The sequence below is a fragment of the Curtobacterium sp. MCLR17_031 genome (assembly GCF_003234775.2).
Taxonomy (GTDB): domain Bacteria; phylum Actinomycetota; class Actinomycetes; order Actinomycetales; family Microbacteriaceae; genus Curtobacterium; species Curtobacterium flaccumfaciens.
Genome location: NZ_CP126270.1, coordinates 907,364 through 928,942, shown reverse-complemented (window position 1 = coordinate 928,942; position 21,579 = coordinate 907,364). Strand labels below are relative to the sequence as shown.

The following is a 21,579-nucleotide window of genomic DNA, read 5'->3' as shown; positions in this document are numbered from 1 at the left end:
GTCCGGACGACGGTTCGTGACCGCTCGGCGGAACTGAGCGGGATGCCGTGACCACCCGGGACACGACCGCGCCCCGCCCGGAGGACCGGACGGGGCACGGAGCGCACGGCGACGACGGGGTGTCGGCGCCGGTCGGGATCAGGCGAACGCCTCGATCGGCGGGCACGCGCACACCAGGTTGCGGTCCCCGTACGCCTGGTCGATGCGACGCACCGGCGGCCAGTACTTCCGGCCGCTGATGCCCGGCAACGGGTAGACGGCCTGCTCGCGGGTGTAGGCGTGCGCCCACTCCCCCGAGATCACCGAGGAGGCGGTGTGCGGCGCGTGCACGAGCGGGTTGTCGTCCGCCGGCCACTCCCCGCGCTCGACCGCTGCGGCCTCGGCCCGGATCGCGAGCATGGCGTCGACGAAGCGGTCGAGCTCGGCGAGGTCCTCGCTCTCGGTCGGTTCGACCATGAGCGTGCCCGCCACCGGGAACGACATCGTCGGGGCGTGGAACCCGTAGTCGACCAGGCGCTTCGCGACGTCGTCGACCGTGATGCCGGTGGTGTCGCGCAGCGGGCGGAGGTCGAGGATGCACTCGTGCGCGACCAGTCCGTCGTCGCCCGTGTACAGCACCGGGAACGCGTCGCGCAGACGGGCCGCGATGTAGTTCGCCCCGAGCACTGCTGCCTCGGTCGCACGGGTGAGGCCCTCGAGCCCCATCATCCGGACGTACGTCCACGTGATGGGCAGGATGCTCGGGCTGCCGTAGGGAGCAGCACTGACCGGGCCACCGGCGTGCGCCAGGCGGTCGTCCGCCTCGGCGGCGGTCGCACCGGAGCGCCGGTCGGCCTGCTGGGCGAACGGGTGACCGGGCAGGAACGGTGCCAGGTGTGCCTTCGCGGCGACGGGTCCCACGCCGGGGCCGCCACCGCCGTGCGGGATGCAGAAGGTCTTGTGCAGGTTGAGGTGCGACACGTCGCCGCCGAAGTCGCCGAAGCGGGCGTGGCCGAGCAACGCGTTGAGGTTCGCGCCGTCGACGTAGACCTGGCCGCCGGCGTCGTGCACGGCGTCGCAGATCTCGCGGATGTCGTGCTCGTAGACGCCGTGGGTGGACGGGTACGTGATCATCAGCGCCGCGAGGGTGTCGGCGTGGGCGGCGACACGGGCCCGGAGGTCCTCGAGGTCGACGTTGCCGTTCTCGTCGCAGGCCACCACGACGACCTTCATGCCGGCGAGCACGGCGGACGCGGCGTTCGTGCCGTGCGCGCTCGACGGGATGAGGCAGACCGTCCGGTCCTCGTCACCACGAGCCTGGTGGTACCCACGGATGGCCAGCAGGCCTGCGAGCTCGCCCTGGCTGCCGGCGTTCGGCTGCAGGGACACGGTGTCGTAGCCGGTGACCTCGGCGAGCCACGACTCGAGGTCGCCGATCATGTCGAGGTACCCCTCGACGTCCTCGCGCGGTGCGAACGGGTGGATGTTCGCGAACTCCGGCCAGGTCACGGCGGCCATCTCGGTCGCCGCGTTGAGCTTCATCGTGCAGCTGCCGAGCGGGATCATGCCGCGGTCGAGCGCGTAGTCCTTGTCGGACAGGTGCTTGAGGTACCGCATCATGCGGGTCTCGCTGCGGTGTGCGCTGAACACGGGGTGCGTCAGGTAGTCGCTCTCACGCCGCAGGGCGGCCGGGAGGCCCGTGGCCGCGTCGCGCACGGCTGTCTCGGTCGCGGGGACGGTGACGTCCACCGCCCCGAGCACGCCCGCCAGCGCCACGACGTCGTCGGGCGTGGTCGTCTCGTCGACGGACAGCTGGAAGGTGTCGGCGTCCACGACGTGCAGCAGGTAGCCGGCGTCCTGCGCTGCCGCGACGATCGCCTCGGCGCGACCGACGGCCCGCAGGGTGAGCGTGTCGAAGAAGGCGTCGTGCACGACCTCGACCCCGGCGTCACGCGCCACGGCGGCGAGTGCACCGGTGGTGCGTGCGACCCGGCCGGCGATGAACCGCAGACCCTCGGGCCCGTGGTACACCGCGTACATCGAGGCCATCACGGCGAGCAGGACCTGCGCCGTGCAGATGTTGCTCGTCGCCTTCTCGCGGCGGATGTGCTGCTCGCGGGTCTGCAGGCTGAGGCGGTAGGCCATCTGGCCGTCGGCGTCGAAGGACACCCCGACCAGGCGACCGGGGAGCTGACGCTCGAGGCCGGCGCGCACCGCGAGGTAGCCGGCGTGCGGGCCACCGAAGCCGAGCGGGACGCCGAAGCGCTGGCTCGTCCCGACGGCCACGTCGGCACCCAGGTCGCCGGGGCTGGCGAGCAGGGTCGTCGCGAGCAGGTCGGCCGCGACGACGGCGATGCCGCCACCGGCGTGGACCCGCTCGATGACGGGCGACGGGTCGACGATGCGGCCCGAGGCGCCCGGGTACTGCAGGATGACGCCGAACGCGCCGTCGAGCTGGTCGTCGCTCGGGCCGGCGGCAGCGTCGAACGCGCGCAGCGTGATGCCCACGGCGTCGGCACGGTGGTCGAGCAGTGCACGGGTCTGCGGCAGCAGGTCGGCGTCGACGAGGAACGCGTCGCCCTTGACCTTGGACGCACGGCGGGCGAGGAGCATGCCCTCGACCACGGCGGTGCCCTCGTCGAGCATCGAGGCGCCGGCGGTGGCCATGCCGGTCAGGTCGGACACCATCGTCTGGAAGTTGATGAGTGCTTCGAGGCGACCCTGCGAGATCTCCGGCTGGTAGGGCGTGTACGCCGTGTACCAGCTCGGGTTCTCGAGCACGTTGCGCTGGATCACCGCGGGCGTGTGGGTGCCGTGGTAGCCGAGGCCGATCATGGCGCGGCGGACGGTGTTGCGGCCGGCCTTCGCGCGGAGTTCGGCGAGCGCCTCGGTCTCGCCGACGGCGGCCGGGATCACCGAGTCGGCGACGGGGCCGACGTGGATGGACTCCGGGATCGCGGCACGGACCAGCGCGTCGAGCGACGGCTGTCCGACGACGTCGAGCATGGCCTGCTGGTCGGCCGGGGTGGTGCCGATGTGGCGGTCGGCGAAGGACGTCTGGAGGTTCTCGAACGCGGTCATGCGATGGAGGCCCGGTACGCGTCGTGGTCCATCAGGTCCTCGGGGAACGAGGTGCCGTCGACCTTGATCTTCACGAGCCAGCCGGCACCGAACGGGTCCTGGTTGACGGTGTCGGGGGTGTCGACGACGGCGTCGTTGACCTCGACGACCTCGCCCTCGATCGGGGCGAAGAGCTCGCCGACGCTCTTGGTCGACTCGATCTCGCCGATCTGGTCGCCGGCGGTGGTGGCGGTGCCGACGGCGGGGAGCTCGACGTAGACGACGTCACCGAGCTGCTCGGCGGCGTGGTCGGTGATGCCGACGGTGACGGTGTCGCCCTCGACGAGCAGCCACTCGTGGTCGGCCGTGTACTGGAGTGCGGTCTGGTCGGTCATGGGGTCAGCCTTTCGAGGCGCGGCGGTAGAAGGGGAACGCGGAGACCGTGCTGGGGACGGCAGTCCCGCGGACGTCGATGTGGAGGACCTGTGCCCCGTCCGACACGGCGGCGAGCGCGGCCGGGTCGACGAAGGCCATCGCGACGGGGTGGCCGAGCGTCGGCGAGAGCGCGCCCGAGGTCACGGTGCCGACGACCGTGCCGTCGAGCACGACGTCGTAGCCGGCGCGGGGAGCACGGCGGCCCTCGGTCACCAGACCGACGAGCACGCGGGCGTCCGCGGACGGTGTGACGCCGGCCGCACCGACGAAGTCGCCGTCCTTGGCGACGACGCGGCCGAGGCCGGCCTGGGCCGGACGGACGTCGGTGCCGAGCTCGTGCCCGTAGAGGGGCATGCCGGCCTCGAGTCGCAGGGTGTCGCGCGCGGCGAGCCCGGCGGGGACGACACCGCGGTCGGCACCGGCCTCGAGCAGGGCGTCCCAGAGCACCGGGGCGGAGTCCGGGTCGGTGTAGACCTCGAAGCCGTCCTCGCCGGTGTACCCGGTCCGCGCGACGAGCACGTCGGCACCGTCGAACAGCGCGTGCAGCACGCGGTAGTAGCCGAGTTCGTCGAGCGGGGTCTCGGGCTGCAGGCGGTCGGCGACGACGAGCGCGTCGAGCGTGCCGGCAGCCGCGGGGCCCTGGATCGCGACGAGGGCCGTCGTGTCGGAATCGTCGGCGACCTCGACGTCGAACCCGTCGGCCCGGGCGGTGAGCGCGGTTACGGCAACGTCGCGGTTGGACGCGTTCGCGACGACGAGGAAGACGTCGTCGTCGGTCCGGTACACGACGAGGTCGTCGAGGATCCCGCCGTCCTCGGCGAGCAGCAGCGAGTACTTGGCGCGGCCGATCGGCATCATGCCGAAGGACCCGGCGAGCGCGTGGTCGAGGAAGGCGACGGCATCGCTGCCGGTCACCCCGATCTCGGCCATGTGCGACAGGTCGAAGACCCCGGCGGCCTGGCGCACGGCGTGGTGCTCGGCGAGGTCCGACGAGTAGCGCACGGGCATGCGGTACCCGGCGAAGTCGGTGAAGGTCGCACCGGCGGCCTCGTGCACGGCTTCGAGCGGCGACGAACGCTGACCCGGCGTGGGCAGTGGGGACGGACTCATGGCGGAGTTCTCCTGGCATCGGCAGGGCCCGGCGACGATCGCCGGGTGGAACTCCCCCTCTGTCATGGGCCTGAGAGTTTCACCGCGGCCCGTGAGGTCCGGCGGCTTTCACCGTGGGCGAGACGACCGAGCGTCTGCTTTTCAGAGTGGCCTGTCCGCTGCGGTGTGGGACCTGAGAGATTGACGGGGGGATTGCTCCTTCGGTGCCGTGCGTGCGCCCGAGGGCACGATGCGCCCAGAGGCACGATGTACCCAGAGGCACGATGTACCCAGAGGCACGATGTACCCAGAGGCACTGCACGGCGTCTCCCGCGACGGATGAACGGCCGGTGTGTTCAGTTGTCCGCGACGAGCATACCGAGGCCGCGTTTCGAGCGTGTGTCGCGAGCGAGCCTTCGACATCTCGTAGAATGCGGGGATGGCCGGACAACGATCGCGCCCCCGCGGGCAGCTGGAGCAGGCGGTGCTCGACGCACTCCGCTCCGCCGACTCCGGGCTCACCGCACGCCAGGTGCTCGACGCGTTCCCGGAGCCCCGCCCCGCGCTGACGACCGTCCTCACCGTGCTCGACCGCCTCGGCCGCAAGGGTCAGGTGGAACGGGAGCAGCACGACGACGCTCCCCTGACGTTCCGCGCCGTGCACAGTCGTGACGAGCAGACCGCGTCGCTGATGTCGAGCGCACTGGCCGCGTCGTCCGACCGCGAGGCCGCACTGCTGCAGTTCACCGGCTCGCTCGCCTCGGACGACCTCGAGGCCCTGCGTCGCGCCCTCGACGCCCGCGCCCGCTCCTGACCGGCTGCGCACCGTGGTCGTCGCCGGCATCGCGCTCATCGTCCTCGCACTCGCGGTGGTGGTGTTCGCGCCCCGGGTCCTGACCCGTTCCGCCTGGACGATCGACCTGCCCCGCACCGCGCTGGTCTGCTGGTCGGTCGCGGTCCTGCTCGGCGTCGTCGGCTTCGTGGCCGGCATCACCCTCGTGGTGCTCGCCGACCGTCCGGTCACCGAGCTATTCGGCGGGGACGGCTCCCCCACGCACGGCTTCAACGTCGGCGTCGCGCTCCTCGCGGTCGTCGCGTTCGTCGTCGCGGTCCGGGTGCGCCCCGGCCCGGAACACGAGGCCGTCCGGCAGGCGATGCGTTCCGGCGTCGCCCCGCACCGCGAGATCGACGGCACCCCCGTCGCCGTCGTCGAGGCCGACCACGCACTGGCGTGCGCCGTGCCGGGTCGGAGCGGTGGCGTCCTCGTCAGCACCGGCTTGGCAGACCGGTTGCGCACCGACGAACTGGAGGCCGTGGTCGCCCACGAACGCGCCCACCTGACCCAGCACCACGCGGCTGCGGTCGCGGTCGCGGAATCGATCGAACGTGCGGTGCCGTGGGTGCCCGGTGCGCGCGCCATGGCGCGGTCGACGCGCGTGCTCGTGGAGTTCGCCGCGGACGACGCGGCGGCCCGTCGCGTCGGACGCGACGCCCTGCGCCGGGCGGTGCTGGTGGCGGACGGGAGCAGCGCGCTCGGCGCGATCCGCGCCTCCAGGCTGTCGTGACGCACCATGTGTCGGGGGCGAGGCATATGGTGATCGGACCGTGAAGCCACTGACCGAAGCCGACATCCGATCGTCGTTCGTGAACGCCACCCCCGACGAACTCGCACAGCTGCCCATCCCGGGCCTGCACGAGACACTCTGGGACGAGCGCGAGTTCCTGGGGTGGCGCGACCCGCAGGCCGCCCGCCGCGGGTACATCGTGTCCTGGATCGACGAGCGCCCCGTGGGCATCGTCGTCCGGTCCGCCGGTGGCTCGCTGCGCCCCGGCATCGCCGCGATGTGCTCGTTCTGCCACTCGCCGCAGCCCGCGACCCAGGTCCGGCTGTTCTCCGCAGCGCGTGCCGGTGAGTCCGGGCGCAACGGCAACACGATCGGCACGTACATCTGCGAAGACCTCGGGTGCCCGATGCTCATCCGCACCGCGCCGCCGCACCTGAACCCGCCGGCGACCATCGCGATGCGTGGCGCCTCGCTGCTGCAGCGCGTGCAGAACTTCACCGCGGACATCACCAAGACGGCGTGAGCCGGTTCGGCACCGCCCGCTGGGCCGTGGTCGAGGAACTCGGCGACGGCCGGTGGCGGCTGACGCTGCGGGACGAGGCCGACGACGAACTCGGCGCGTTCGGTCTGGGCGTCGAGGGGCCGTGGGACCCCGACGTCGAGCCGCACGTCGGGTTCGTGCTCGTGCAGCTCGGCCTGACGTTGCGCGGGGCTCGGCCGTGGCGGCTCGACGAGCTCGGTGACCACCGGGCACCCGTCCTGTCGCTCGGCTGAGCGAGGACGCCCGACCGGCGTTCGCTCGCGCAACCGGTCCGCTCGGTCAGTCCGCGGCGACGAAGTTGCGCAGGATCTCGCGGTCGTCGTCGGCGCGCATCGCCCAGGCGAGCTCGCTGCGGTGGTCGCTGCCCTCGAGCGGCAGGAGTGCCACCGTGTCGGGTGCAGCGAGCGCGGCGCTCTCCGGCGCCACCGTGACACCGAGGCCCACCCCGACCAGGTGCAGCACGGTCGCCCAGGTCGTGGCCTCCTGCACGATGACAGGCAGCCGGCCACCGGCGGTGACCGGCGCGAGGTTGCGCTCGGTCGCCAGGGCCCCCGCGACCGCCGGGAAGAACACGAACGGCTCGTCGACCAGCTCCGTGCCGCGGATGCGATCCCGATCTGCCAACCGGTGGCCGCGCGGCACAGCGGCGACGAAGGCCTCGGAACGGAACGGCAGCAGCCGCACGGCGGGGTCCGGGTCGGCATCGCGGACGACGGCGAGGTCGAGTTCGCCGCGCACGATCCGTGCCAACAGGGTCGACGAGTACCCCTCGGTCAGTTCGACCCGGACCAGGGGGTAGCGCTCCCGGAACGCCTGCACACGTTCGATCGGGCCGAGGGGCAGCGCGGAGACGACGAACCCGACGTCGAGCCGACCGACCTCGCCCCGCCCGACCCGCACCGTCTCGTCGAGGTCCCGTCGCACGTGCCCGAGCAACGACCGCGCACGGCCCTGCAGCACCCGGCCGGCGGCGGTCAGGGCGACGCTGCGGCTGGTCCGGACGAACAGGTCGACGCCGAGCGCGCGCTCGGTCCGCCGGATCTGCTGGGACAGTGCGGGCTGCGCGATCCGCAGCTGCTCGGCCGCGCGGCCGAAGTGCAGCTCGTCGGCGACGGTGAGGAACGCCCGCAGCTGCCGGAGGTCGACGTCCGGTTCTCGATCCATGCACACAGGCTATCGATCAGCTCGAACGAGTATTGGACGTGACTGCATCGTCGATCGAGGATGGATGCATGCCCGAAGCGACCTCCACCGTCACCATCACCGACCTCGCCACCTCCGCGGATGCCGCGGCGTTCCGCACGCTCAACGAGGCCTGGATCACCCGGTACTTCACCCTCGAGGACGAGGACCGCGTGTTCCTCTCCGATCCCGTCGGCCGGGTCGTGGAACGGGGCGGGGCCGTCCTGGTCGCCCGGCTCGACGACCAGGTCGTCGGGTGCATCGGGGTCGTGCCCACCACCCCCGGCGTGTTCGAGCTCGTGAAGATGGCGGTCTCCCCCGACCACCAGGGGCACGGCACCGGGCGGAAGCTCATCGCCGCGGCGCTCGACCGGGCACGCGAGCTCGGCGCCCGCCGCATCGACCTGGAGAGCAACGCGCAGCTCACCAGCGCCGTGCACCTGTACGAGGCGTTCGGGTTCCGGCACCTGCGCGCGGACGAGATCGCCCCGAGCCCGTACGTGCGGGCCGATGTGCACATGACCCTCGACCTGCGCTGACGTTCGACCTGCGCCGACGTTCGAACTGCACTGACGGCGGCCCGGTCCCGGTACGCTCGCGGCATGGCGACGTACGAGGTGCAGGCGGTCCGCGAGGCCGGCGCGTGGCAGGTCTTCATCGACGGCTTCATGGTGACCGAGGTGTCCCGGTGGCCGTCCGTCGGGTTCGTGGCCCGCGAGCTCCTCGCGATGGACCGTGACGACGACCTGCGCATCCGCGTCGTCGGCCGCAACCAGTACGTGGCCTGACCGCAGCGGAGCGCGTTGACCCGGACGGTCAGCGGGCCGCGGCGACCAGCTGTTGCGCTCGCTGGTGCGAGACGTGGAGCAGTGGTCCGATCTCACGCACCGTGAGCCCGGACTCGTGCAGGACCAACGCCGCGGCGGCCGTCTCCTTCGCTGCCTCGATGCGTGCGCGCTCAGACTCCTCGCGGAGCGCGACCGCCCGGTCCAGGTGCGCCTGCGCCGCTTCGGGCATCGCCACCTCGACGACGAGTTCGAAGGACTCCGGATCGCGGTCGTCGTTCATCAGCGAGAGCCAGTCGCGGGCCATCAGCTCGATCTCTCGTTCGCGCTTCGCCTGGGTCCGGATGACGCCGTCGATCCAGATCACCCAGTACTTCTTGCCGCGCTCCGCGCGCACGGTGTGTCGGCTCATCGTCGCCCATCTCCTCGTCGGTCGCAGTCACGGAGGATGCCGCGCGCCGTCATCTCCTCCACCTCTCGGTGTCTCGGAACGACGACCGTGTTCCGACCGAAGCGGAAAAGGTCGTGGCTCCCGCCGTGGCGGTGGAACACAAACTCGACGTCGTTCTCGTCAGCCTTCCGAGCGAGCCGGCGGAGCAACTCCGTGCGCTTCACCGTAGCTGGCCAACCGTGACGAGGCAATCTTGCCTATCTCGATTGGACACTGTCGGATCGGATCTCTGCATGCACCGACCGTGGCGCTCCGCGGAGCACGATCCAGGACACCCAACGCGATCTGTGGACAGATTTCAGCAACGGCGAGTTGTGGAGGACGAGCCTCCCGGCACGCTCCGGTCAGGAGCAGGTCAGGCGACGTGCCAGACCAGCCCCTCCTGCGCGCTCGACGGGTACGCCGAGGCGATCCGGAACACGGCCTCGCGCAGGGTCTCCGGTGAGCACGCCAGGTTGAGCCGGACGAACCCGCGCCCCTCGGACCCGAACCCCAGCCCGGAGTTGAGCGCGACGTACGCGTTCTCGCGCAGCGGCACCGCGGGGTCGTCGCCGAGGCCGATGCCGCGGAAGTCGAGCCACGCCAGGTACCCGGCGCGCGGCCGCGTGTAGACGACCCCGGGCAGGTGCTCGGCGAGGAGCTTGGCGAGCAGCCGGTCGTTCGCCACGATGCGCGCCACGACGTCGTCGAGCCAGTCCGTCGCCAGGGTGAACGCCGCCAGGTTCGCGTGCAGCCCGAGGATGCTCGTGCGGCAGGCGACCTCCTCCCACAGGGTGTCGAGGAGCGCGGCGGTCCGGGGATCGCCGGCGACGATGACCGAGCACTTCACACCGGCGAGGTTCCAGCCCTTGCTCGCCGAGGTCACGCACACGCTGCGGGCACCGAGCGGCTCGGCGACGGCTGCGAACGGGGTGAACTGCACGCCGGGGTGGGTCAGGGGTGCATGGATCTCGTCGCTGATGACGAGGACGTCGTACTTCGCAGCGAGTTCGGCGATCGCGACGAGGTCGGCCCGGTCGTGCACGAGCCCGACCGGGTTGCGCGGGTTGCAGAGCAGGAAGACGCCGACCCCGCCGGCGAACGCCCGCTCGAGGCCCTCGAGGTCGAGCCGGTACTGCCCCCACTGCTCGAGCAGCGGGACCTCCTCGACCTGACATCGGGCCTCTTCGACGAGCTCGAAGAACGGCGGGTACACCGGCGGCGCGATCGCGACTCGGCCGCCGTCAGGCAGCGCGAGCCGGAGCGACTCGACGATCCCGACGCTGACGTCGGTGGCCAGGTGGATGCGCGACGGATCGATCTCCCAGCCCCAGCGGTCCCGCGCGAACTGCGCGAACGCGGGAGCGAGCGGACCGGGGCCGTCGAGGTACCCGAGGTCGGACTGCGAGACCCGTTCGATCAGGGCCTGCCGGATCGCCGGCGCGACGTCGTGGTCCATCTCGGCGACGAACAGGGGCAGCACGTCGGGCGCGTACCGCGTCCACTTGATGCTCGTCCGGACCCCGCGGAGCGTGCCGACCGGGTCCTGCTCGTCGCTCGCCATGCGTCCCAGCATGCCCCTGCCTGGAGGCCCGGCGCGACTCCCGACGTCATCCCACGTCGTCTTCGGCTGGGCTCGCGGCCGGGGGCCGCCCCGTCGGCCTACTGTCGGCAACATGAGCACGAGCACCGCCGACAAGGCCGTCACCCTGAAGCAGCTGCACGAAGCCCCCGAGATCCTGCGCGTCGTGAACGTGTGGGACGCGATCACCGCCAAGGTCGTCAGCGACCTGCCCGGCACGAAGGCGATCGCCACTGCCGGGCACTCGATCGCCGCGTCGTACGGGTACGAGGACGGCGGGATGTCCCTCGACCTCGCCCTGTCCGGGGCGGCGATCGTCGCCGCAGCCACGGACCTACCGGTCACCGCCGACCTGGACGACGGCTACGAGGACCCCGCCGAGACGATCCGCCGCGCCATCGGCTCGGGCATCGTGGGCGCCAACGTCGAGGACCGGCTGCGTCCCTTCGACGAAGCGGTCGCCCGCGTGGCCGCGATCACCGCAGCCGCACAGGCCGAGGGCGTCGACTTCCAGCTGAACGCCCGCACCGACGCGATCGTGCGGGGCGGCGAGCGCCCGATCGACGAGAGCATCGAGGACGCGATCGCCCGCGGCAAGGCGTTCCTGGACAACGGGGCCGCCCTGGTCTTCGTGCCCGGCGCGATCGAGCGTTCGGTGGTCGAGCGACTCGTGGCCGGTCTGGGCCGCGGCAAGCTCTCGGTCATCGGCCTGCCCGGCGCCCTGCCCGCCGCCGAGTACGAGGCGCTCGGCGTCGCCCGCATCTCCTACGGCCCGCTCACGCAGCGGGTCGCGCTGCGCGCGCTCCGCGACCTGGCGACCGACCTGTACGCCGACGGCGTCGTGCCGGAGGACACCCCGACCCTGAACTGAGCCCAGTGCAGACGGGAGGCCCGGTGCCAGCTGGCACCCCCTCCCTCGCAGGCTCGGTCGGCGCGCCCCGCGCAACGCTTCGCGTTGCCGCTGAGCGGGGCGCGCCCGTTTGCATGTGGTCGCGTCACGCGACCCGCTCAGCTCAGCCGAGCGCGGGGTACAGCGCGGGCGCGGTGCGCGCGTGCGTCTCCTGCTCGAAGGCGTAGCCGAGGCCGATGACCGTGCTCTCGTCGAACGAACGGCCGAGGAACTCCAGGTTCACGCCGGCACCGGTGATGGTGTTGTCGGCAGCCGTCGCCTGGCCCATCGGGACGGTGATCGCCGGCATGCCGGTGTTCGGGCTGAGGCGCATGTTCGTCGACTGCGTGCCGTACGGCGTGCCCGACGGGTAGACGAGCGCGTCGAGGTCCTGGTCGTCGAGCATCTGCGTCACGAGCTGCTTGCCGGTGGCGAGCTGTGTCGTGTGCGACCCCGTCGGTCCGGCCCACGCCTGGTACTGCGTGTCGGTGATCAGGTCGCGCGACTGGTAGGTGCTCTTGCGGCTCGGCACGTACTCGCCCGAGGCCAGGATGCCCTGCAGGGAACGCGCGGTGACGTCGGGGTCGAGGTGCTTCGCGACGTACTCGTCCAGGTCGTGCTTGAACTCGTTCGTGCTGCCGCTGCCCTCGGACAGGACCCGGTTGAAGGCCGTCGTCGCGGTGATCGGGACGACGGTGGCACCGGCGGCCTCGAGCTTCGCGACGGAGGCGTCGAACAGGCGCTTCGTCGTGGCGTTCGTGCCGACCATGCTCGTCACGTAGCCGATGCGGGCGCCCCGCAGGGAGTCGGCGTCGAGCGACGACGTGTACGACGTCGGCACCTTGCCGGCCTGCGCACTCGTCGCCGGGTCCGCCGCGTCCACGCCGGTGACGGCGTCGAGCGCGACCGCGGCGTCGGTCACCGAGCGCGTGATCGGGCCGCCGGTGTCCTGGGACAGGGCGAGCGGGATGATCCCGTCGCGGCTGGCCAGGCCGACCGTCGGCCGGATGCCGACGAGCTGGTTGTACGTCGACGGCACACGGATCGACCCGCCCGTGTCCGTGCCGAAGCCGATCCCGGCGAGGTTCGCGGAGATCGCCGCACCGGTACCGCCGCTCGAGCCACCGGCCGTCTGCGCCGTGTTGTACGGGCTGGCGACCAGGAGCGACGAGCCGGCGGGCTGGTTCGACGAGAACTCGGAGACGAAGCCGAAGGCGAACTCGTCGAGGCTGGCCTTCGCCAGGATCACGGCGCCGGCGTCGCGCAGGCCGGTGACCATGGCGGCGTCGGTGTCGGTCTGGTTGTCGTCCCAGCAGCCGCAACCACCGGTGGTCGGCATGTCCTTCGTGTCGTAGTTGTCCTTCACCGCGATCGGCACGCCCAGCAGCATGCTCGTCATCCCGTGCTCGGCGCGCTCGGCGTCCGCGGTCTTCGCGGCGGCCAGGGCGTCGGCGTTGGTGGTGACGATCGAGTTGAGCGCGCGCCCGGTCGACGCGGTGTCGACCTTCGTGCGGTCGTACGCGGCGATGCGGTCGAGGTAGTCCTGCGTGATCGCGACCGACGTGGTGATCCCGGCGTTCATCGCGGCCTGCATGTCGATGGTCGATGCCTCGACGAGCTGGAAGGGGCCGTCGTCGTAGATCATCCGCTGGGACAACCCGGCCAGGTCGGCGACGGTGATGGTGCCGTCGGCGTCGGTGTCCGCGGCGCTGACCGTCGCCCAGTCGGTGCTCGCGGTCGTCGCACCGAGGTGGTCGGTGAGCACGGCGAGGTCGGCCTTCGTCACCTGGTCGTCGCCGGTCAGGTCGAGGTCCGTGTAGTACGGCGCGAGCATGGCGGCGGGGCTGGCGTCGACGGCCGCGGGTGCTGCGGCGGCCGTGATCGCGGGGGTGGCGGCGAGGACGGTGCCGACGAGGGCGATGAGCGATGCGCCGGCGACGGTGGTGCGCTGCTTGCTGGCGGCCTGCTTCGTGGCGGTCATGCGGAGGCTCCGGTGCGGTCGCGGCGGGCACGACGGGCCCGCAGGGTGATCAGGGTGCCGCCGGCTGCGAGCAGGGCGATGGACGCGGCGATCCACGGCGCGACGTCGGCGCCGGTCCAGGCGAGGTCGCCTCCGGTCGGACGGTCGTCCCCGCCGGCTGCCGCCACGGCGGTGGCGCCGCTGGTCGGTTCGGTGCCCGGGGCGGTCGGGTCGCCGGGGGCGCTGGGGCCACCCGTGCCGCCACCGGCGCCGGGCTGCGTGGTCGCTCCCGGCGTCGGCGTGGCCGTCGGGGCGGTGGTCGCGGCCGCGGCGACCACGACGGTGGTGCTCGCCGGGTCGTCGAGGGTCGTCGACGTGCCGTCGGAGCCGACGAGGGTGATGCCCGTGACGTCGAGGTCGACGCTGCCGACCGCGGTCGGGGTCAGCGAGATCGAGGTGGTCAGGTCGCCGTCGAGTGCCGGCGAGGTGCCGAGGCGGGTGTGCACGATCGTCAGGGCGTCGCCGTCCTGCTCGACAGTGTCGAAGCCGCCGTCCGGGCCGGTGACGCTGTCGTCCCGGTACTCCACCGAGTCGGCCTCGAGCGTGATCTCGTACGCGTAGACGTCGGCGGTGTCCGGGATCGTCAGGTCGACGTCGAACGCCGTGCCGACGGTCACGGTGGCCGGGGCGTCGATGGTGGCGGTGGTCGCGGTGGGCGCTGCCTGGGCCGGAGCGGCCGTCAGGACGGCGAGGCCGAACGCCCCGGCGGCGACGAGCGTCGAGGAGACGATCGTCGCGCGTGGGCGCAGCCGTGGTCGGTGCTGCATGGGCGCAGTTCCTTCGGGTGGGGTGGAGGGGCGCTGAGCGGGTACTCAGTGAACGGAAAGCTAACGGGGCGCTGTTTCCGGTTCTGGCCCGGCACGTTTCCGCCCCGTTACGGCTCGTTCCTGCCGCTACTGTCGTGCCATGTCGCTCGACGTCGAAGCCCTGCTCACCCCGCCCTCCCCCGTGGCTGCGCGCGCACTGGACGTCGTGCGGGCATGGTCCGAACCCGCCCTCGTGCACCACTGCCTGCGCTCGTGGGCCTGGGCCGTCCTGCTCGCCCCGACGGTCGACCTCGAACCGGATCCCGAGCTGCTCTTCGTCGCGACGATGCTCCACGACCTCGGCGTGACCCCGTCGTTCGACGCCCACCAGGTGCCCTTCGAGGACGCCGGCGGCGCCGTCGGTTCGGTGTTCGCGCTCGGTGCCGGGTGGGACGCCGTGCGAGCCCGTCGGGTCGGGGAGATCGTCGAGCGGCACATGTGGCGGTCCGTCGACCCGGAGCTCGACGCCGAGGGGCACCTGCTCGAGGTGGCGACCTCGCTCGACGTCTCCGGCGTGGGCTTCGACAGGTGGGCGTCGGACGACCTGCGGGACGTCACGGCCGCGCTGCCCCGTCTGGACTTCTCGGCGTCGTTCGACGGGCTGATCCACGAGCAGGCTGACCGCAAGCCGTCATCCGCGGCCGCCCGCCTCGACGGCTCGGGCAACGTGGCCGCCGGCGGGGACCGCTGGGCGGCCTTCCTGGCGTCCTGACGCTCGGTCCGGTCGCTCGCTGGACTTCTCGGCAGGGTGGGCGTATAGTCTCTGGTTGGTGCACTGCAGCGAACCCATCTGACTCGCGCACACCAACCTCTCGACACCGACTCACCCGAGTCGCATTCCACTCGAGATACCGCTCGATCCGAACGGACGAGCTGCACGTTGAAACTCGACGTGCGCGCCCCGCACTCGATGCGTCGCGCTGGACTGAGACGTCCGCCGACACCGAGTCGCCCTGGCGCCGAATGACCAGGAAGTACAGCACCATGACCAGCAACGAACGAATCACCGTGTTCGGGACCGCACTCGCGGCCCCGACGATCACCCCCGACCGCATCGCCGAGTTCCCGGTTCGCGACGACCGCTCGCAGCGCGAGTACCTCGTGCGCATCGCGGCCGACGACCTGGGGACCTTCGTCACCCGGGGCACCCGGCTCGACGCCGTCGGCGAGGCCGGCTGGACCGTCCCGGGCCGCTCCTGGGCGGGCGAGGCCAGCCGCACCCTGCTGCAGGCACAGTCCGTGCAGGCGGGCGAGATGGCCCTCGCGGCCTAGGTCCGACCACCACCACCACGAAGCGCCACCGAGTCCGCTCGGCGGCGCTTCGTCGTTCACGGGGCAGCGTGGATCACTGCGGGCTTCGTGCGAGGTTCCGTGAATCGTGCGAGGCAGCGGTCATCGCACCGTTCACGGAACCTCGCACCGTTCGTGGCATCGCCTCAGTTCAGGCGCTCGAAGACCATCGTGGCCTGCACTCGGTCTCCGCCGCCGAAGCCCGTGCTCCCCGAGGAAGCCGTCGTGATCGTGTGCAGCCGGTACCCGAGCGCAGCCTGCGCGTTGATCGCCTTCTCGAGCTCGGTGAGGTTGCCCGACCCCGTTCCGAAGAACTTCTCCTTGAGCACCACCTGCAGCACGACGTAGCTCATGCCGTTCTGTGCCGGACGCGGCTGACCACCCGAAGCAGCCTCGGCCTGGATCCGGCCGATCACTCCGCCGACGCCCGACGCCGCGGGTGCCTGCTGCTGCACCTGCTCCGTCCACGCGGAACCGTCCCACCACCGCATGGTGCCGGAGCCGTCGTCGTACCACCCTGCCTGTGCATTCGTCATGCGCTCATCCTGGCGCACGACGAACCACCCCGGCAGATCAGTTGTTGAAGCGGAACTCCACCACGTCGCCGTCCTGCATGACGTAGTCCTTGCCCTCGATGCGGGCCTTGCCGGCAGCGCGGGCCTCGGCGATGGAGCCGGTCTCGACCAGGTCGTCGAACGAGATGACCTCGGCCTTGATGAAGCCCTTCTCGAAGTCGGTGTGGATGACGCCGGCAGCCTGGGGAGCCTTCCACCCCTTGCCGATCGTCCACGCACGGGCTTCCTTCGGACCGGCCGTCAGGTAGGTCTGCAGTCCGAGGGTGTCGAACCCGATGCGGGCGAGCTGGTCGAGGCCCGACTCGGTCTGCCCGGTCGACTCGAGCAGCTCGGCGGCGTCGGCCGGGTCGAGGTCGATGAGCTCCGACTCGACCTGGGCGTCGAGGAACACGGCCTGCGCCGGGGCGACGAGCGCGGCCAGTTCGGCCTTGCGGGACTCGTCGGTCAGGATCGCCTCGTCGACGTTGAAGACGAAGATGAAGGGCTTGGCGCTGAGCAGGCCGAGCTCGGCGATCGGCGTCAGGTCGATCTTGGTGGCGGACAGCAGGGTGCCCTGCTCGAGCGCGGCACGGGCCTCGCGAGCGGTCTCGAGCACGACCGGCTCGGCCTGCTTGAGCTTGAGCATCTTCTCGTACCGCGGGAGCGCCTTGTCGATGGTCTCCATGTCGGCGAGGATCAGCTCGGTGTTGATGACCTCGAGGTCGTCCTTCGGGGAGACCTTGTTCGCGACGTGCACGACGTCGTCGTCGGTGAAGCCGCGGACGACCTGCGCGATGGCGTCGGCCTCGCGGATGTTGGCGAGGAACTTGTTGCCCAGGCCTTCGCCCTCGCTCGCGCCCTTGACGATGCCCGCGATGTCGACGAACGACACCGGCGCCGGCACGGTCTTCTCCGAGTGGAAGAGCTCGGCGAGCTGGTCGAGCCGCGAGTCGGGCAGGTTCACCACCCCGACGTTCGGCTCGATCGTCGCGAACGGGTAGTTCGCGGCGAGGACCTGGTTCTTGGTCAGGGCGTTGAACAGGGTCGACTTGCCGACGTTCGGGAGACCGACGATTCCGATGGTGAGAGCCACGGAAGAAGAGCCTACCGGCGGCGGCCCGTCGGAGCCGACCCGGGCCTCCAGTCCGTCCGTCAGGACAGCGGAGGCGACCCGCCCAGCGTGACGAGCCACAGGATCGCGACGAGCAGGCCGTGCGCCGATCCCGTCACCACGATCGCGACGGCGGCACCGGCCGCGATCAGCGCGGCGGCCACCCCGACGGCACGTCGCGTGGTGTGCGGCGCTGCGTCGACGCGCTCCGCCTGTGCCAACAGCTCGTCCATGTCCTGCGGTTCCCCCATGCGCCGAACCTAGTCCGTCGTCATCGGCGGACGAAGGGCCGTGATGCGCCGCTCGACGACGTCGAAGACGTCGGCCTGCAGCCGCTGCGATCGCCGCCAGTCCCCCGGCACCTGCAGCGAGTGGTCGGCACGGTCGACGGTCTGGAGGCGCGCAGTAGTCCCCGGGACCCGTTCCGGCCGCCACATGGTGTCGTCGCCACCCCCGATCGCGACGTGCACGTCGGTGGCGGCGGCGAGCGCTGTGGCCACGTCGTCATGGGTGAGGACCGGGGTGAGCCAGACGCCGGGCACCTCGTGGCGGATCGCCCACGGCAGGGCGAAGCAGCCGAACGACTTCGCGACGACGAGGTCGGGCAGCCGGTCCCCCAGAGCCGCGGCGACAGCGGTCTCGACGAACCCGACCGGATCGGCACCGGCGGCGTCGTCGACGTGCCAGCGTGGCGCGAGGACCTCGCACCCGGCCGCGGCGGCGATCTCGCTCGTCCACCAGAGCAGCGGCGCCTGCTGCCCGTAGCCGGCGCCGGCGAGCACCAGGACGAGCGGACGGCGGTCGGTCTCGTTCCCCATGCGCCGACAGTAGCCACACGCAACGCCGACGGGAACGGAGGGCGATGTCGGAACCCCGTGCGACGATCGGGACCGTGCCGTTGAACTTCACCGCGATCGACTTCGAGACCGCCAACAGCTCGCCCGCGAGCGCCTGCTCCGTCGGGCTCGTGAAGGTCCGCGCCGGCCGGGTCGTCGATCGGGCGTCGTGGTTCATCCGCCCGCCGTTCGGGCACGACGCCTTCCTGGAGTGGAACACCCGGATCCACGGCATCGTCGCCGAGGACGTCACGCACGCCAAGACGTGGGAGCAGCAGTACCCCGACCTGGTGGCCTTCGCCGAGGGTGACGTCCTGGTGGCCCACAACGCCCGGTTCGACATGGGCGTCATCGCCGGTGGGTGCTCCGCGACGGGCATCGACCTGGCCGAGCACCACTCGTTGTGCTCCCTGGCGGTCGCCCGCAAGACCTACACGCTCGACTCGTACCGCCTGCCGGTCGCCGCGATGGCCGCCGGGTTCGAGGGCTTCCAGCACCACGACGCCGCCGCCGACGCCGAGGCCTGCGCCGCGATCGTCGTGCACGCAGCCGGGCACCACGGGGTCGAGACGGTCGAGGCGCTCGGCGCGGTGACCCGGGTGACGATCGCCCCGGTCCGTGCGCGTGCCGAGAAGCCGAAGGCCGCGAACCAGCCGCGGCTGTCGAACCGGCCGATGGTGTTCGCCGACTGACGGTCTGCGCTGACTGACGGTGTTCACCGACTGACGCAACGCCCGCTGCGCGCGGCCGGGGTGCCACATCCCCGGTGGTATTGTCACGACAATGCCGTCGGCACCGACGCCGGCATCTCCGCACGTGTGAAGGACCGCGATGACCAACGAAGGCCAGCTGCCGTCCGACCTGTTCATGGACCTGGACCGGTCGGGTCCGATGCCCCTCTACTTCCAGGTCGCCTCGCGCATCGAGGAGTCGATCCGCTCCGGCGCGATGCCACCAGGGGCCCGGCTCGAGAACGAGATCGCCCTCGGTGAGCGCCTCGGTCTGTCGCGGCCGACGATCCGTCGAGCGATCCAGGACCTCGTCGACAAGGGTCTGCTGGTGCGCCGCCGGGGCATCGGGACCCAGGTCGTGCACGGGCCGGTGACCCGCAAGGTCGAGTTGACGAGCCTGTACGACGACCTGGCGCAGGGTGCGCAGGCTCCGGCGACGAAGCTCCTGCAGCGCAACGACGTCCCCGCGTCCGACGAGGTCGCCGCGGCACTGAGCATCGAGCCCGGCACGACCGTCGCGCACATCCGGCGGGTGCGGTTCGCCGAGGACGTCCCGATGGCGATCCTCGAGAACTACCTGCCGCCGGAGTTCCTCGACCTGACCGACGAGGACCTGCAGGCGTACGGGCTGTACCAGCTGCTGCGCGGCCGCGGCGTGACGATGCGGGTGGCGAAGCAGCGGATCGGCGCCCGTGCGGTCACCGACGAAGAGGCTGGCCTGCTCGAGATCGAGGACGGCGACCCGGTGCTCACGATGAGCCGTACCGCGTACGACGCCTCGGGCCGTGCGGTCGAGTACGGCGTGCACTGCTACCGCCCCGACCGGTACTCGTTCGAGGTCACGCTCGTCGACAAGTAGGTCGCTCGGCGAGGGGTCACGACACGCTGCCGGTGATGCGCCGAGTGGTCACGAACTGTCGCCCGGACGCCCGGCAACCGACAGTTCGTGACCACTCGGCGGAACTGAGCGGGGTGTCGTGACCACCCCGCGAACGCACGGCCTCAGCCGAGCGCGGGCACCCCGAGCTCACCGGTGACGTACTGGGCCCGTCCGAAGCCGAACGACCAGTCCTGCGGCCCGTTCTCGACGTAGCCGATGAAGACGTCCTCGGACGCGACACCGATCGCCGCGAGGGCGTCGTGGATCGCCCGGTACAGCGCCGCCTTCGCCTCGTCGGTCCGCCCGCGCTGCGTGAACACCTGGATGACGATGACGCCCTCGGTGCGCTCGAACCCCAGGCCGGCGTCCTCGGCGATGATCTGCTGCGCCGGGTGCTCGGTGATCACCTGGAACCGGTCCCGCACCGGGATCCCGTACACGTCGACGATGGCCTGGTGGATGGCGTCGGCGATGCCACGGACGGCCTCCGGCGAGCGGCCGGTGGCGAGGTCGATACGGACGAGCGGCATGGTGCCTCCTGGTTGCTCGGACTTTGTCCTTACATACTAACAAGCAAGCACCGCGACGTGTCTAGAACCTCGGCGTCGGCGCCCCGTACGTCAGCGGCCCGTCGACACGATCGACGTCGTGCCACGCGCCGTCGACCAGCGAGGCCTCTGCCGCCTCGACGATCGACGCGGCAGCCAGCCCGTCGGCGACCGAGGGTGCGAGCTGCTCCCCGCGCCGCACGCTCGCGATGAACTGCGCCGCCTCGATCGTCTTCAGGTCGTCGTAGCCCATCGCGGTCCCGGCGCCGGGCTGGAAGCGACCGAAGTCGCCGTCCCCGGGTGCGACGTAGTGCGTCGCGTACCCGTCGACCTCTTGCCCGTCCAGGTACACCTCGAGCTCGTTGAGGCGCTGGAAGTCCCACCGGACCGAGCCGCGGGTGCCGTAGATCTCGAGCGTGTACTCGGCGTGCGGCCCACGCATGACCCGACTCGAGTCCATCGTGCCGACCGCACCGTCCTCGAACCGGAACAGCAGGGCGGCGTAGTCCTCGTTCTCGACGGCACCGAGCTCGCCGGTGGCCGCCGCACTGCGGTCGACGATGCCGGCACCCGGGCGGGGACGCGACTCGATGAACGTCTCGGCGAGCGCACTGACCGAGGCGATCCGCCCCACCACGTACTGCGCCAGGTCGAGTCCGTGCGACAGCAGGTCGCCGAGCACACCTGATCCGGCTCGCTCACGCTCGAAGCGCCAGGTCAGCGGGGCCGCCGGGTCGGACGAGTAGTCGGCGAGCAACGAGCCGCGCACGTTCGTGATCCGGCCGAGCCGTCCACTCCGGACGAGTTCACGGGCACGCTCGATCGCCGGGGCGTGCCGGTAGTTGAAGCCGACGCTCGTGATGACGCCGGCCCGCTGCACCGCCTGGTGGATGGAGCGCGAGTCGCTGGCGTACCGGCCCATGGGCTTCTCGATCCAGAACGGCTTGCCCACCTCGGCCGCGGCGACGGCCATCTCGCGGTGCAGGAAGTTCGGCGAACAGATCGACACGACGTCGACCGCCGGGTCGGCGAGGACCTCGTGGTAGTCGGCGACGGCCCGCTCGTACCCGAGCCGCGTCACCGCCTGGTCGCGTGCCGCCTCGATCGGGTCGGCCGCGACGACGAGCCGCGGCTGGACGCCGAGCTCCGGGAAGTGGTCCGGCAACGCTCGGTAGGCACGCGAGTGCAACCGCCCCATCCAGCCGACCGAGATCAGCCCGACGCCGATGCTGTCCATGGAGAACTCCTTCGTTCAGGTGACGCGCA

Annotated in this window: 25 protein-coding genes and 2 riboswitches; of the genes, 11 read left to right on the top strand and 14 right to left on the bottom strand. The window is 71.5% G+C overall.

Going from position 1 to position 21,579, the window contains the following annotated elements:
• Positions 1-138: 138 nt before the first annotated feature.
• Genes gcvP through gcvT form a run of 3 tightly spaced genes read right to left on the bottom strand, consistent with a single transcriptional unit; the run spans position 139 to position 4,584 of the window.
• A complete protein-coding gene (gcvP, locus tag DEI96_RS04550) occupies positions 139-3,060 on the bottom strand; it encodes an aminomethyl-transferring glycine dehydrogenase (RefSeq protein ID WP_111022605.1) in 2,922 nt (973 codons plus the stop codon).
• Positions 3,057-3,434, bottom strand: coding sequence for a glycine cleavage system protein GcvH (gene gcvH, locus DEI96_RS04545; protein WP_017887079.1), 378 nt, complete (start codon positions 3,432-3,434; stop codon positions 3,057-3,059). Before gcvH ends, gcvP begins: the two co-directional genes overlap by 4 nt.
• 4 nt (positions 3,435-3,438) lie before the next feature.
• Entirely contained in the window at positions 3,439-4,584 is a 1,146-nt protein-coding gene (gcvT, locus tag DEI96_RS04540; protein ID WP_111022604.1) for a glycine cleavage system aminomethyltransferase GcvT, read from the bottom strand.
• 49 nt (positions 4,585-4,633) lie between these two features.
• Positions 4,634-4,735: riboswitch (glycine riboswitch) on the bottom strand.
• Positions 4,736-4,906, bottom strand: a riboswitch (glycine riboswitch).
• A gap of 96 nt (positions 4,907-5,002) precedes the next feature.
• Between gcvT and DEI96_RS04535 the strand changes: the two genes are divergently transcribed.
• Genes DEI96_RS04535 through DEI96_RS04520 form a run of 4 tightly spaced genes read left to right on the top strand, consistent with a single transcriptional unit; the run spans position 5,003 to position 6,902 of the window.
• On the top strand, positions 5,003-5,377 hold the full coding sequence (locus DEI96_RS04535) for a BlaI/MecI/CopY family transcriptional regulator (RefSeq protein WP_110860589.1): 375 nt from the start codon (positions 5,003-5,005) through the stop codon (positions 5,375-5,377).
• A gap of 13 nt (positions 5,378-5,390) precedes the next feature.
• Positions 5,391-6,128 carry a M56 family metallopeptidase gene (locus DEI96_RS04530; protein ID WP_071404179.1) on the top strand — a complete coding sequence of 246 codons (738 nt, stop codon included), beginning with the start codon at positions 5,391-5,393 and terminating at the stop codon, positions 6,126-6,128.
• A gap of 40 nt (positions 6,129-6,168) precedes the next feature.
• Entirely contained in the window at positions 6,169-6,651 is a 483-nt protein-coding gene (locus tag DEI96_RS04525) for an FBP domain-containing protein (protein WP_027464546.1), read from the top strand.
• Positions 6,648-6,902 carry a hypothetical protein gene (locus DEI96_RS04520; RefSeq protein ID WP_111022602.1) on the top strand — a complete coding sequence of 85 codons (255 nt, stop codon included), beginning with the start codon at positions 6,648-6,650 and terminating at the stop codon, positions 6,900-6,902. The genes DEI96_RS04525 and DEI96_RS04520 overlap by 4 nt, the downstream gene beginning before the upstream one ends.
• 46 nt (positions 6,903-6,948) lie before the next feature.
• On the opposite strand, the gene DEI96_RS04515 is transcribed toward DEI96_RS04520, so the two are convergent.
• Complete coding sequence (locus DEI96_RS04515) at positions 6,949-7,833, bottom strand: LysR substrate-binding domain-containing protein (RefSeq protein ID WP_111022601.1); 885 nt, start codon at positions 7,831-7,833, stop codon at positions 6,949-6,951.
• A gap of 68 nt (positions 7,834-7,901) precedes the next feature.
• Between DEI96_RS04515 and DEI96_RS04510 the strand changes: the two genes are divergently transcribed.
• Together DEI96_RS04510 and DEI96_RS04505 are read left to right on the top strand one after the other, a co-directional pair.
• Complete coding sequence (locus DEI96_RS04510; RefSeq protein WP_111022600.1) at positions 7,902-8,390, top strand: GNAT family N-acetyltransferase; 489 nt, start codon at positions 7,902-7,904, stop codon at positions 8,388-8,390.
• A gap of 63 nt (positions 8,391-8,453) precedes the next feature.
• Positions 8,454-8,639 carry a hypothetical protein gene (locus tag DEI96_RS04505; RefSeq protein WP_017887087.1) on the top strand — a complete coding sequence of 62 codons (186 nt, stop codon included), beginning with the start codon at positions 8,454-8,456 and terminating at the stop codon, positions 8,637-8,639.
• 28 nt (positions 8,640-8,667) lie between these two features.
• On the opposite strand, the gene DEI96_RS04500 is transcribed toward DEI96_RS04505, so the two are convergent.
• Both DEI96_RS04500 and DEI96_RS04495 read right to left on the bottom strand, forming a co-directional pair.
• On the bottom strand, positions 8,668-9,048 hold the full coding sequence (locus tag DEI96_RS04500; protein ID WP_071404182.1) for a hypothetical protein: 381 nt from the start codon (positions 9,046-9,048) through the stop codon (positions 8,668-8,670).
• Positions 9,049-9,442: 394 nt separating this feature from the next.
• Positions 9,443-10,630, bottom strand: coding sequence for a MalY/PatB family protein (locus DEI96_RS04495; RefSeq protein ID WP_258372720.1), 1,188 nt, complete (start codon positions 10,628-10,630; stop codon positions 9,443-9,445).
• 112 nt (positions 10,631-10,742) lie between these two features.
• Here DEI96_RS04495 and DEI96_RS04490 point away from each other — a divergent pair, with 112 nt between their 5' ends.
• On the top strand, positions 10,743-11,519 hold the full coding sequence (locus tag DEI96_RS04490; protein ID WP_111022598.1) for an isocitrate lyase/PEP mutase family protein: 777 nt from the start codon (positions 10,743-10,745) through the stop codon (positions 11,517-11,519).
• A 142-nt stretch (positions 11,520-11,661) separates the two neighbouring features.
• Here DEI96_RS04490 and DEI96_RS04485 read toward each other — a convergent pair whose 3' ends face one another.
• Positions 11,662-13,518, bottom strand: a complete 1,857-nt coding sequence (locus DEI96_RS04485) for an amidase family protein (RefSeq protein ID WP_111022597.1) — start codon at positions 13,516-13,518, stop codon at positions 11,662-11,664.
• Positions 13,515-14,324, bottom strand: a complete 810-nt coding sequence (locus tag DEI96_RS04480) for a hypothetical protein (protein WP_111022596.1) — start codon at positions 14,322-14,324, stop codon at positions 13,515-13,517. The genes DEI96_RS04485 and DEI96_RS04480 overlap by 4 nt, the downstream gene beginning before the upstream one ends.
• A gap of 139 nt (positions 14,325-14,463) precedes the next feature.
• On the opposite strand from DEI96_RS04480, the gene DEI96_RS04475 reads away from it, so the two are divergent.
• Positions 14,464-15,075 (top strand): HD domain-containing protein, encoded by a 612-nt coding sequence (locus DEI96_RS04475; protein WP_111022595.1) that lies wholly within the window; start codon positions 14,464-14,466, stop codon positions 15,073-15,075.
• Positions 15,076-15,347: 272 nt separating this feature from the next.
• Positions 15,348-15,635, top strand: coding sequence for a hypothetical protein (locus DEI96_RS04470; protein WP_017887091.1), 288 nt, complete (start codon positions 15,348-15,350; stop codon positions 15,633-15,635).
• A 164-nt stretch (positions 15,636-15,799) separates the two neighbouring features.
• Here DEI96_RS04470 and DEI96_RS04465 read toward each other — a convergent pair whose 3' ends face one another.
• From DEI96_RS04465 to DEI96_RS04450, 4 genes are read right to left on the bottom strand one after another with little or no spacing between them, the layout of a single operon-like run.
• Complete coding sequence (locus DEI96_RS04465; RefSeq protein ID WP_083404368.1) at positions 15,800-16,189, bottom strand: DUF2510 domain-containing protein; 390 nt, start codon at positions 16,187-16,189, stop codon at positions 15,800-15,802.
• Positions 16,190-16,226: 37 nt separating this feature from the next.
• Positions 16,227-17,300: a redox-regulated ATPase YchF gene (gene ychF, locus DEI96_RS04460; protein ID WP_111022594.1), complete on the bottom strand. Its 1,074-nt coding sequence runs from the start codon at positions 17,298-17,300 to the stop codon at positions 16,227-16,229.
• A gap of 59 nt (positions 17,301-17,359) precedes the next feature.
• Positions 17,360-17,569, bottom strand: coding sequence for a hypothetical protein (locus DEI96_RS04455; RefSeq protein ID WP_111022593.1), 210 nt, complete (start codon positions 17,567-17,569; stop codon positions 17,360-17,362).
• A gap of 9 nt (positions 17,570-17,578) precedes the next feature.
• Complete coding sequence (locus DEI96_RS04450; RefSeq protein ID WP_111022592.1) at positions 17,579-18,136, bottom strand: hypothetical protein; 558 nt, start codon at positions 18,134-18,136, stop codon at positions 17,579-17,581.
• Positions 18,137-18,180: 44 nt separating this feature from the next.
• Between DEI96_RS04450 and DEI96_RS04445 the strand changes: the two genes are divergently transcribed.
• Both DEI96_RS04445 and DEI96_RS04440 read left to right on the top strand, forming a co-directional pair.
• Positions 18,181-18,846, top strand: coding sequence for an exonuclease domain-containing protein (locus tag DEI96_RS04445; RefSeq protein ID WP_181435780.1), 666 nt, complete (start codon positions 18,181-18,183; stop codon positions 18,844-18,846).
• Positions 18,847-18,985: 139 nt separating this feature from the next.
• Positions 18,986-19,744 (top strand): GntR family transcriptional regulator, encoded by a 759-nt coding sequence (locus DEI96_RS04440; RefSeq protein ID WP_071405736.1) that lies wholly within the window; start codon positions 18,986-18,988, stop codon positions 19,742-19,744.
• Positions 19,745-19,887: 143 nt separating this feature from the next.
• Here DEI96_RS04440 and DEI96_RS04435 read toward each other — a convergent pair whose 3' ends face one another.
• Together DEI96_RS04435 and DEI96_RS04430 are read right to left on the bottom strand one after the other, a co-directional pair.
• Positions 19,888-20,295 (bottom strand): tautomerase family protein, encoded by a 408-nt coding sequence (locus DEI96_RS04435; RefSeq protein WP_111022591.1) that lies wholly within the window; start codon positions 20,293-20,295, stop codon positions 19,888-19,890.
• A 61-nt stretch (positions 20,296-20,356) separates the two neighbouring features.
• Positions 20,357-21,550, bottom strand: a complete 1,194-nt coding sequence (locus tag DEI96_RS04430) for a Gfo/Idh/MocA family protein (RefSeq protein WP_111022590.1) — start codon at positions 21,548-21,550, stop codon at positions 20,357-20,359.
• Between the last annotated feature and the right edge of the window lie 29 nt (positions 21,551-21,579).

Excerpts from the sequence above, each read along its gene's own strand:
- DEI96_RS04535 (WP_110860589.1), top strand. The coding sequence starts at position 5,003 with ATGGCCGGACAACGATCGCGCCCCCGCGGGCAGCTGGAGCAGGCGGTG.
- DEI96_RS04450 (WP_111022592.1), bottom strand. The coding sequence starts at position 18,136 with ATGGGGAACGAGACCGACCGCCGTCCGCTCGTCCTGGTGCTCGCCGGC.
- DEI96_RS04500 (WP_071404182.1), bottom strand. The coding sequence starts at position 9,048 with ATGAGCCGACACACCGTGCGCGCGGAGCGCGGCAAGAAGTACTGGGTG.
- DEI96_RS04470 (WP_017887091.1), top strand. The coding sequence starts at position 15,348 with ATGACCAGCAACGAACGAATCACCGTGTTCGGGACCGCACTCGCGGCC.
- DEI96_RS04455 (WP_111022593.1), bottom strand. The coding sequence starts at position 17,569 with ATGGGGGAACCGCAGGACATGGACGAGCTGTTGGCACAGGCGGAGCGC.
- DEI96_RS04445 (WP_181435780.1), top strand. The coding sequence starts at position 18,181 with ATGTCGGAACCCCGTGCGACGATCGGGACCGTGCCGTTGAACTTCACC.
- gcvH (WP_017887079.1), bottom strand. The coding sequence starts at position 3,434 with ATGACCGACCAGACCGCACTCCAGTACACGGCCGACCACGAGTGGCTG.
- DEI96_RS04485 (WP_111022597.1), bottom strand. The coding sequence starts at position 13,518 with ATGACCGCCACGAAGCAGGCCGCCAGCAAGCAGCGCACCACCGTCGCC.
- gcvT (WP_111022604.1), bottom strand. The coding sequence starts at position 4,584 with ATGAGTCCGTCCCCACTGCCCACGCCGGGTCAGCGTTCGTCGCCGCTC.
- DEI96_RS04480 (WP_111022596.1), bottom strand. The coding sequence starts at position 14,324 with ATGCAGCACCGACCACGGCTGCGCCCACGCGCGACGATCGTCTCCTCG.
- DEI96_RS04510 (WP_111022600.1), top strand. The coding sequence starts at position 7,902 with ATGCCCGAAGCGACCTCCACCGTCACCATCACCGACCTCGCCACCTCC.
- DEI96_RS04435 (WP_111022591.1), bottom strand. The coding sequence starts at position 20,295 with ATGCCGCTCGTCCGTATCGACCTCGCCACCGGCCGCTCGCCGGAGGCC.
- DEI96_RS04495 (WP_258372720.1), bottom strand. The coding sequence starts at position 10,630 with ATGGCGAGCGACGAGCAGGACCCGGTCGGCACGCTCCGCGGGGTCCGG.
- DEI96_RS04475 (WP_111022595.1), top strand. The coding sequence starts at position 14,464 with ATGTCGCTCGACGTCGAAGCCCTGCTCACCCCGCCCTCCCCCGTGGCT.
- DEI96_RS04440 (WP_071405736.1), top strand. The coding sequence starts at position 18,986 with ATGACCAACGAAGGCCAGCTGCCGTCCGACCTGTTCATGGACCTGGAC.
- DEI96_RS04490 (WP_111022598.1), top strand. The coding sequence starts at position 10,743 with ATGAGCACGAGCACCGCCGACAAGGCCGTCACCCTGAAGCAGCTGCAC.
- DEI96_RS04465 (WP_083404368.1), bottom strand. The coding sequence starts at position 16,189 with ATGACGAATGCACAGGCAGGGTGGTACGACGACGGCTCCGGCACCATG.
- DEI96_RS04515 (WP_111022601.1), bottom strand. The coding sequence starts at position 7,833 with ATGGATCGAGAACCGGACGTCGACCTCCGGCAGCTGCGGGCGTTCCTC.
- gcvP (WP_111022605.1), bottom strand. The coding sequence starts at position 3,060 with ATGACCGCGTTCGAGAACCTCCAGACGTCCTTCGCCGACCGCCACATC.
- DEI96_RS04505 (WP_017887087.1), top strand. The coding sequence starts at position 8,454 with ATGGCGACGTACGAGGTGCAGGCGGTCCGCGAGGCCGGCGCGTGGCAG.
- DEI96_RS04430 (WP_111022590.1), bottom strand. The coding sequence starts at position 21,550 with ATGGACAGCATCGGCGTCGGGCTGATCTCGGTCGGCTGGATGGGGCGG.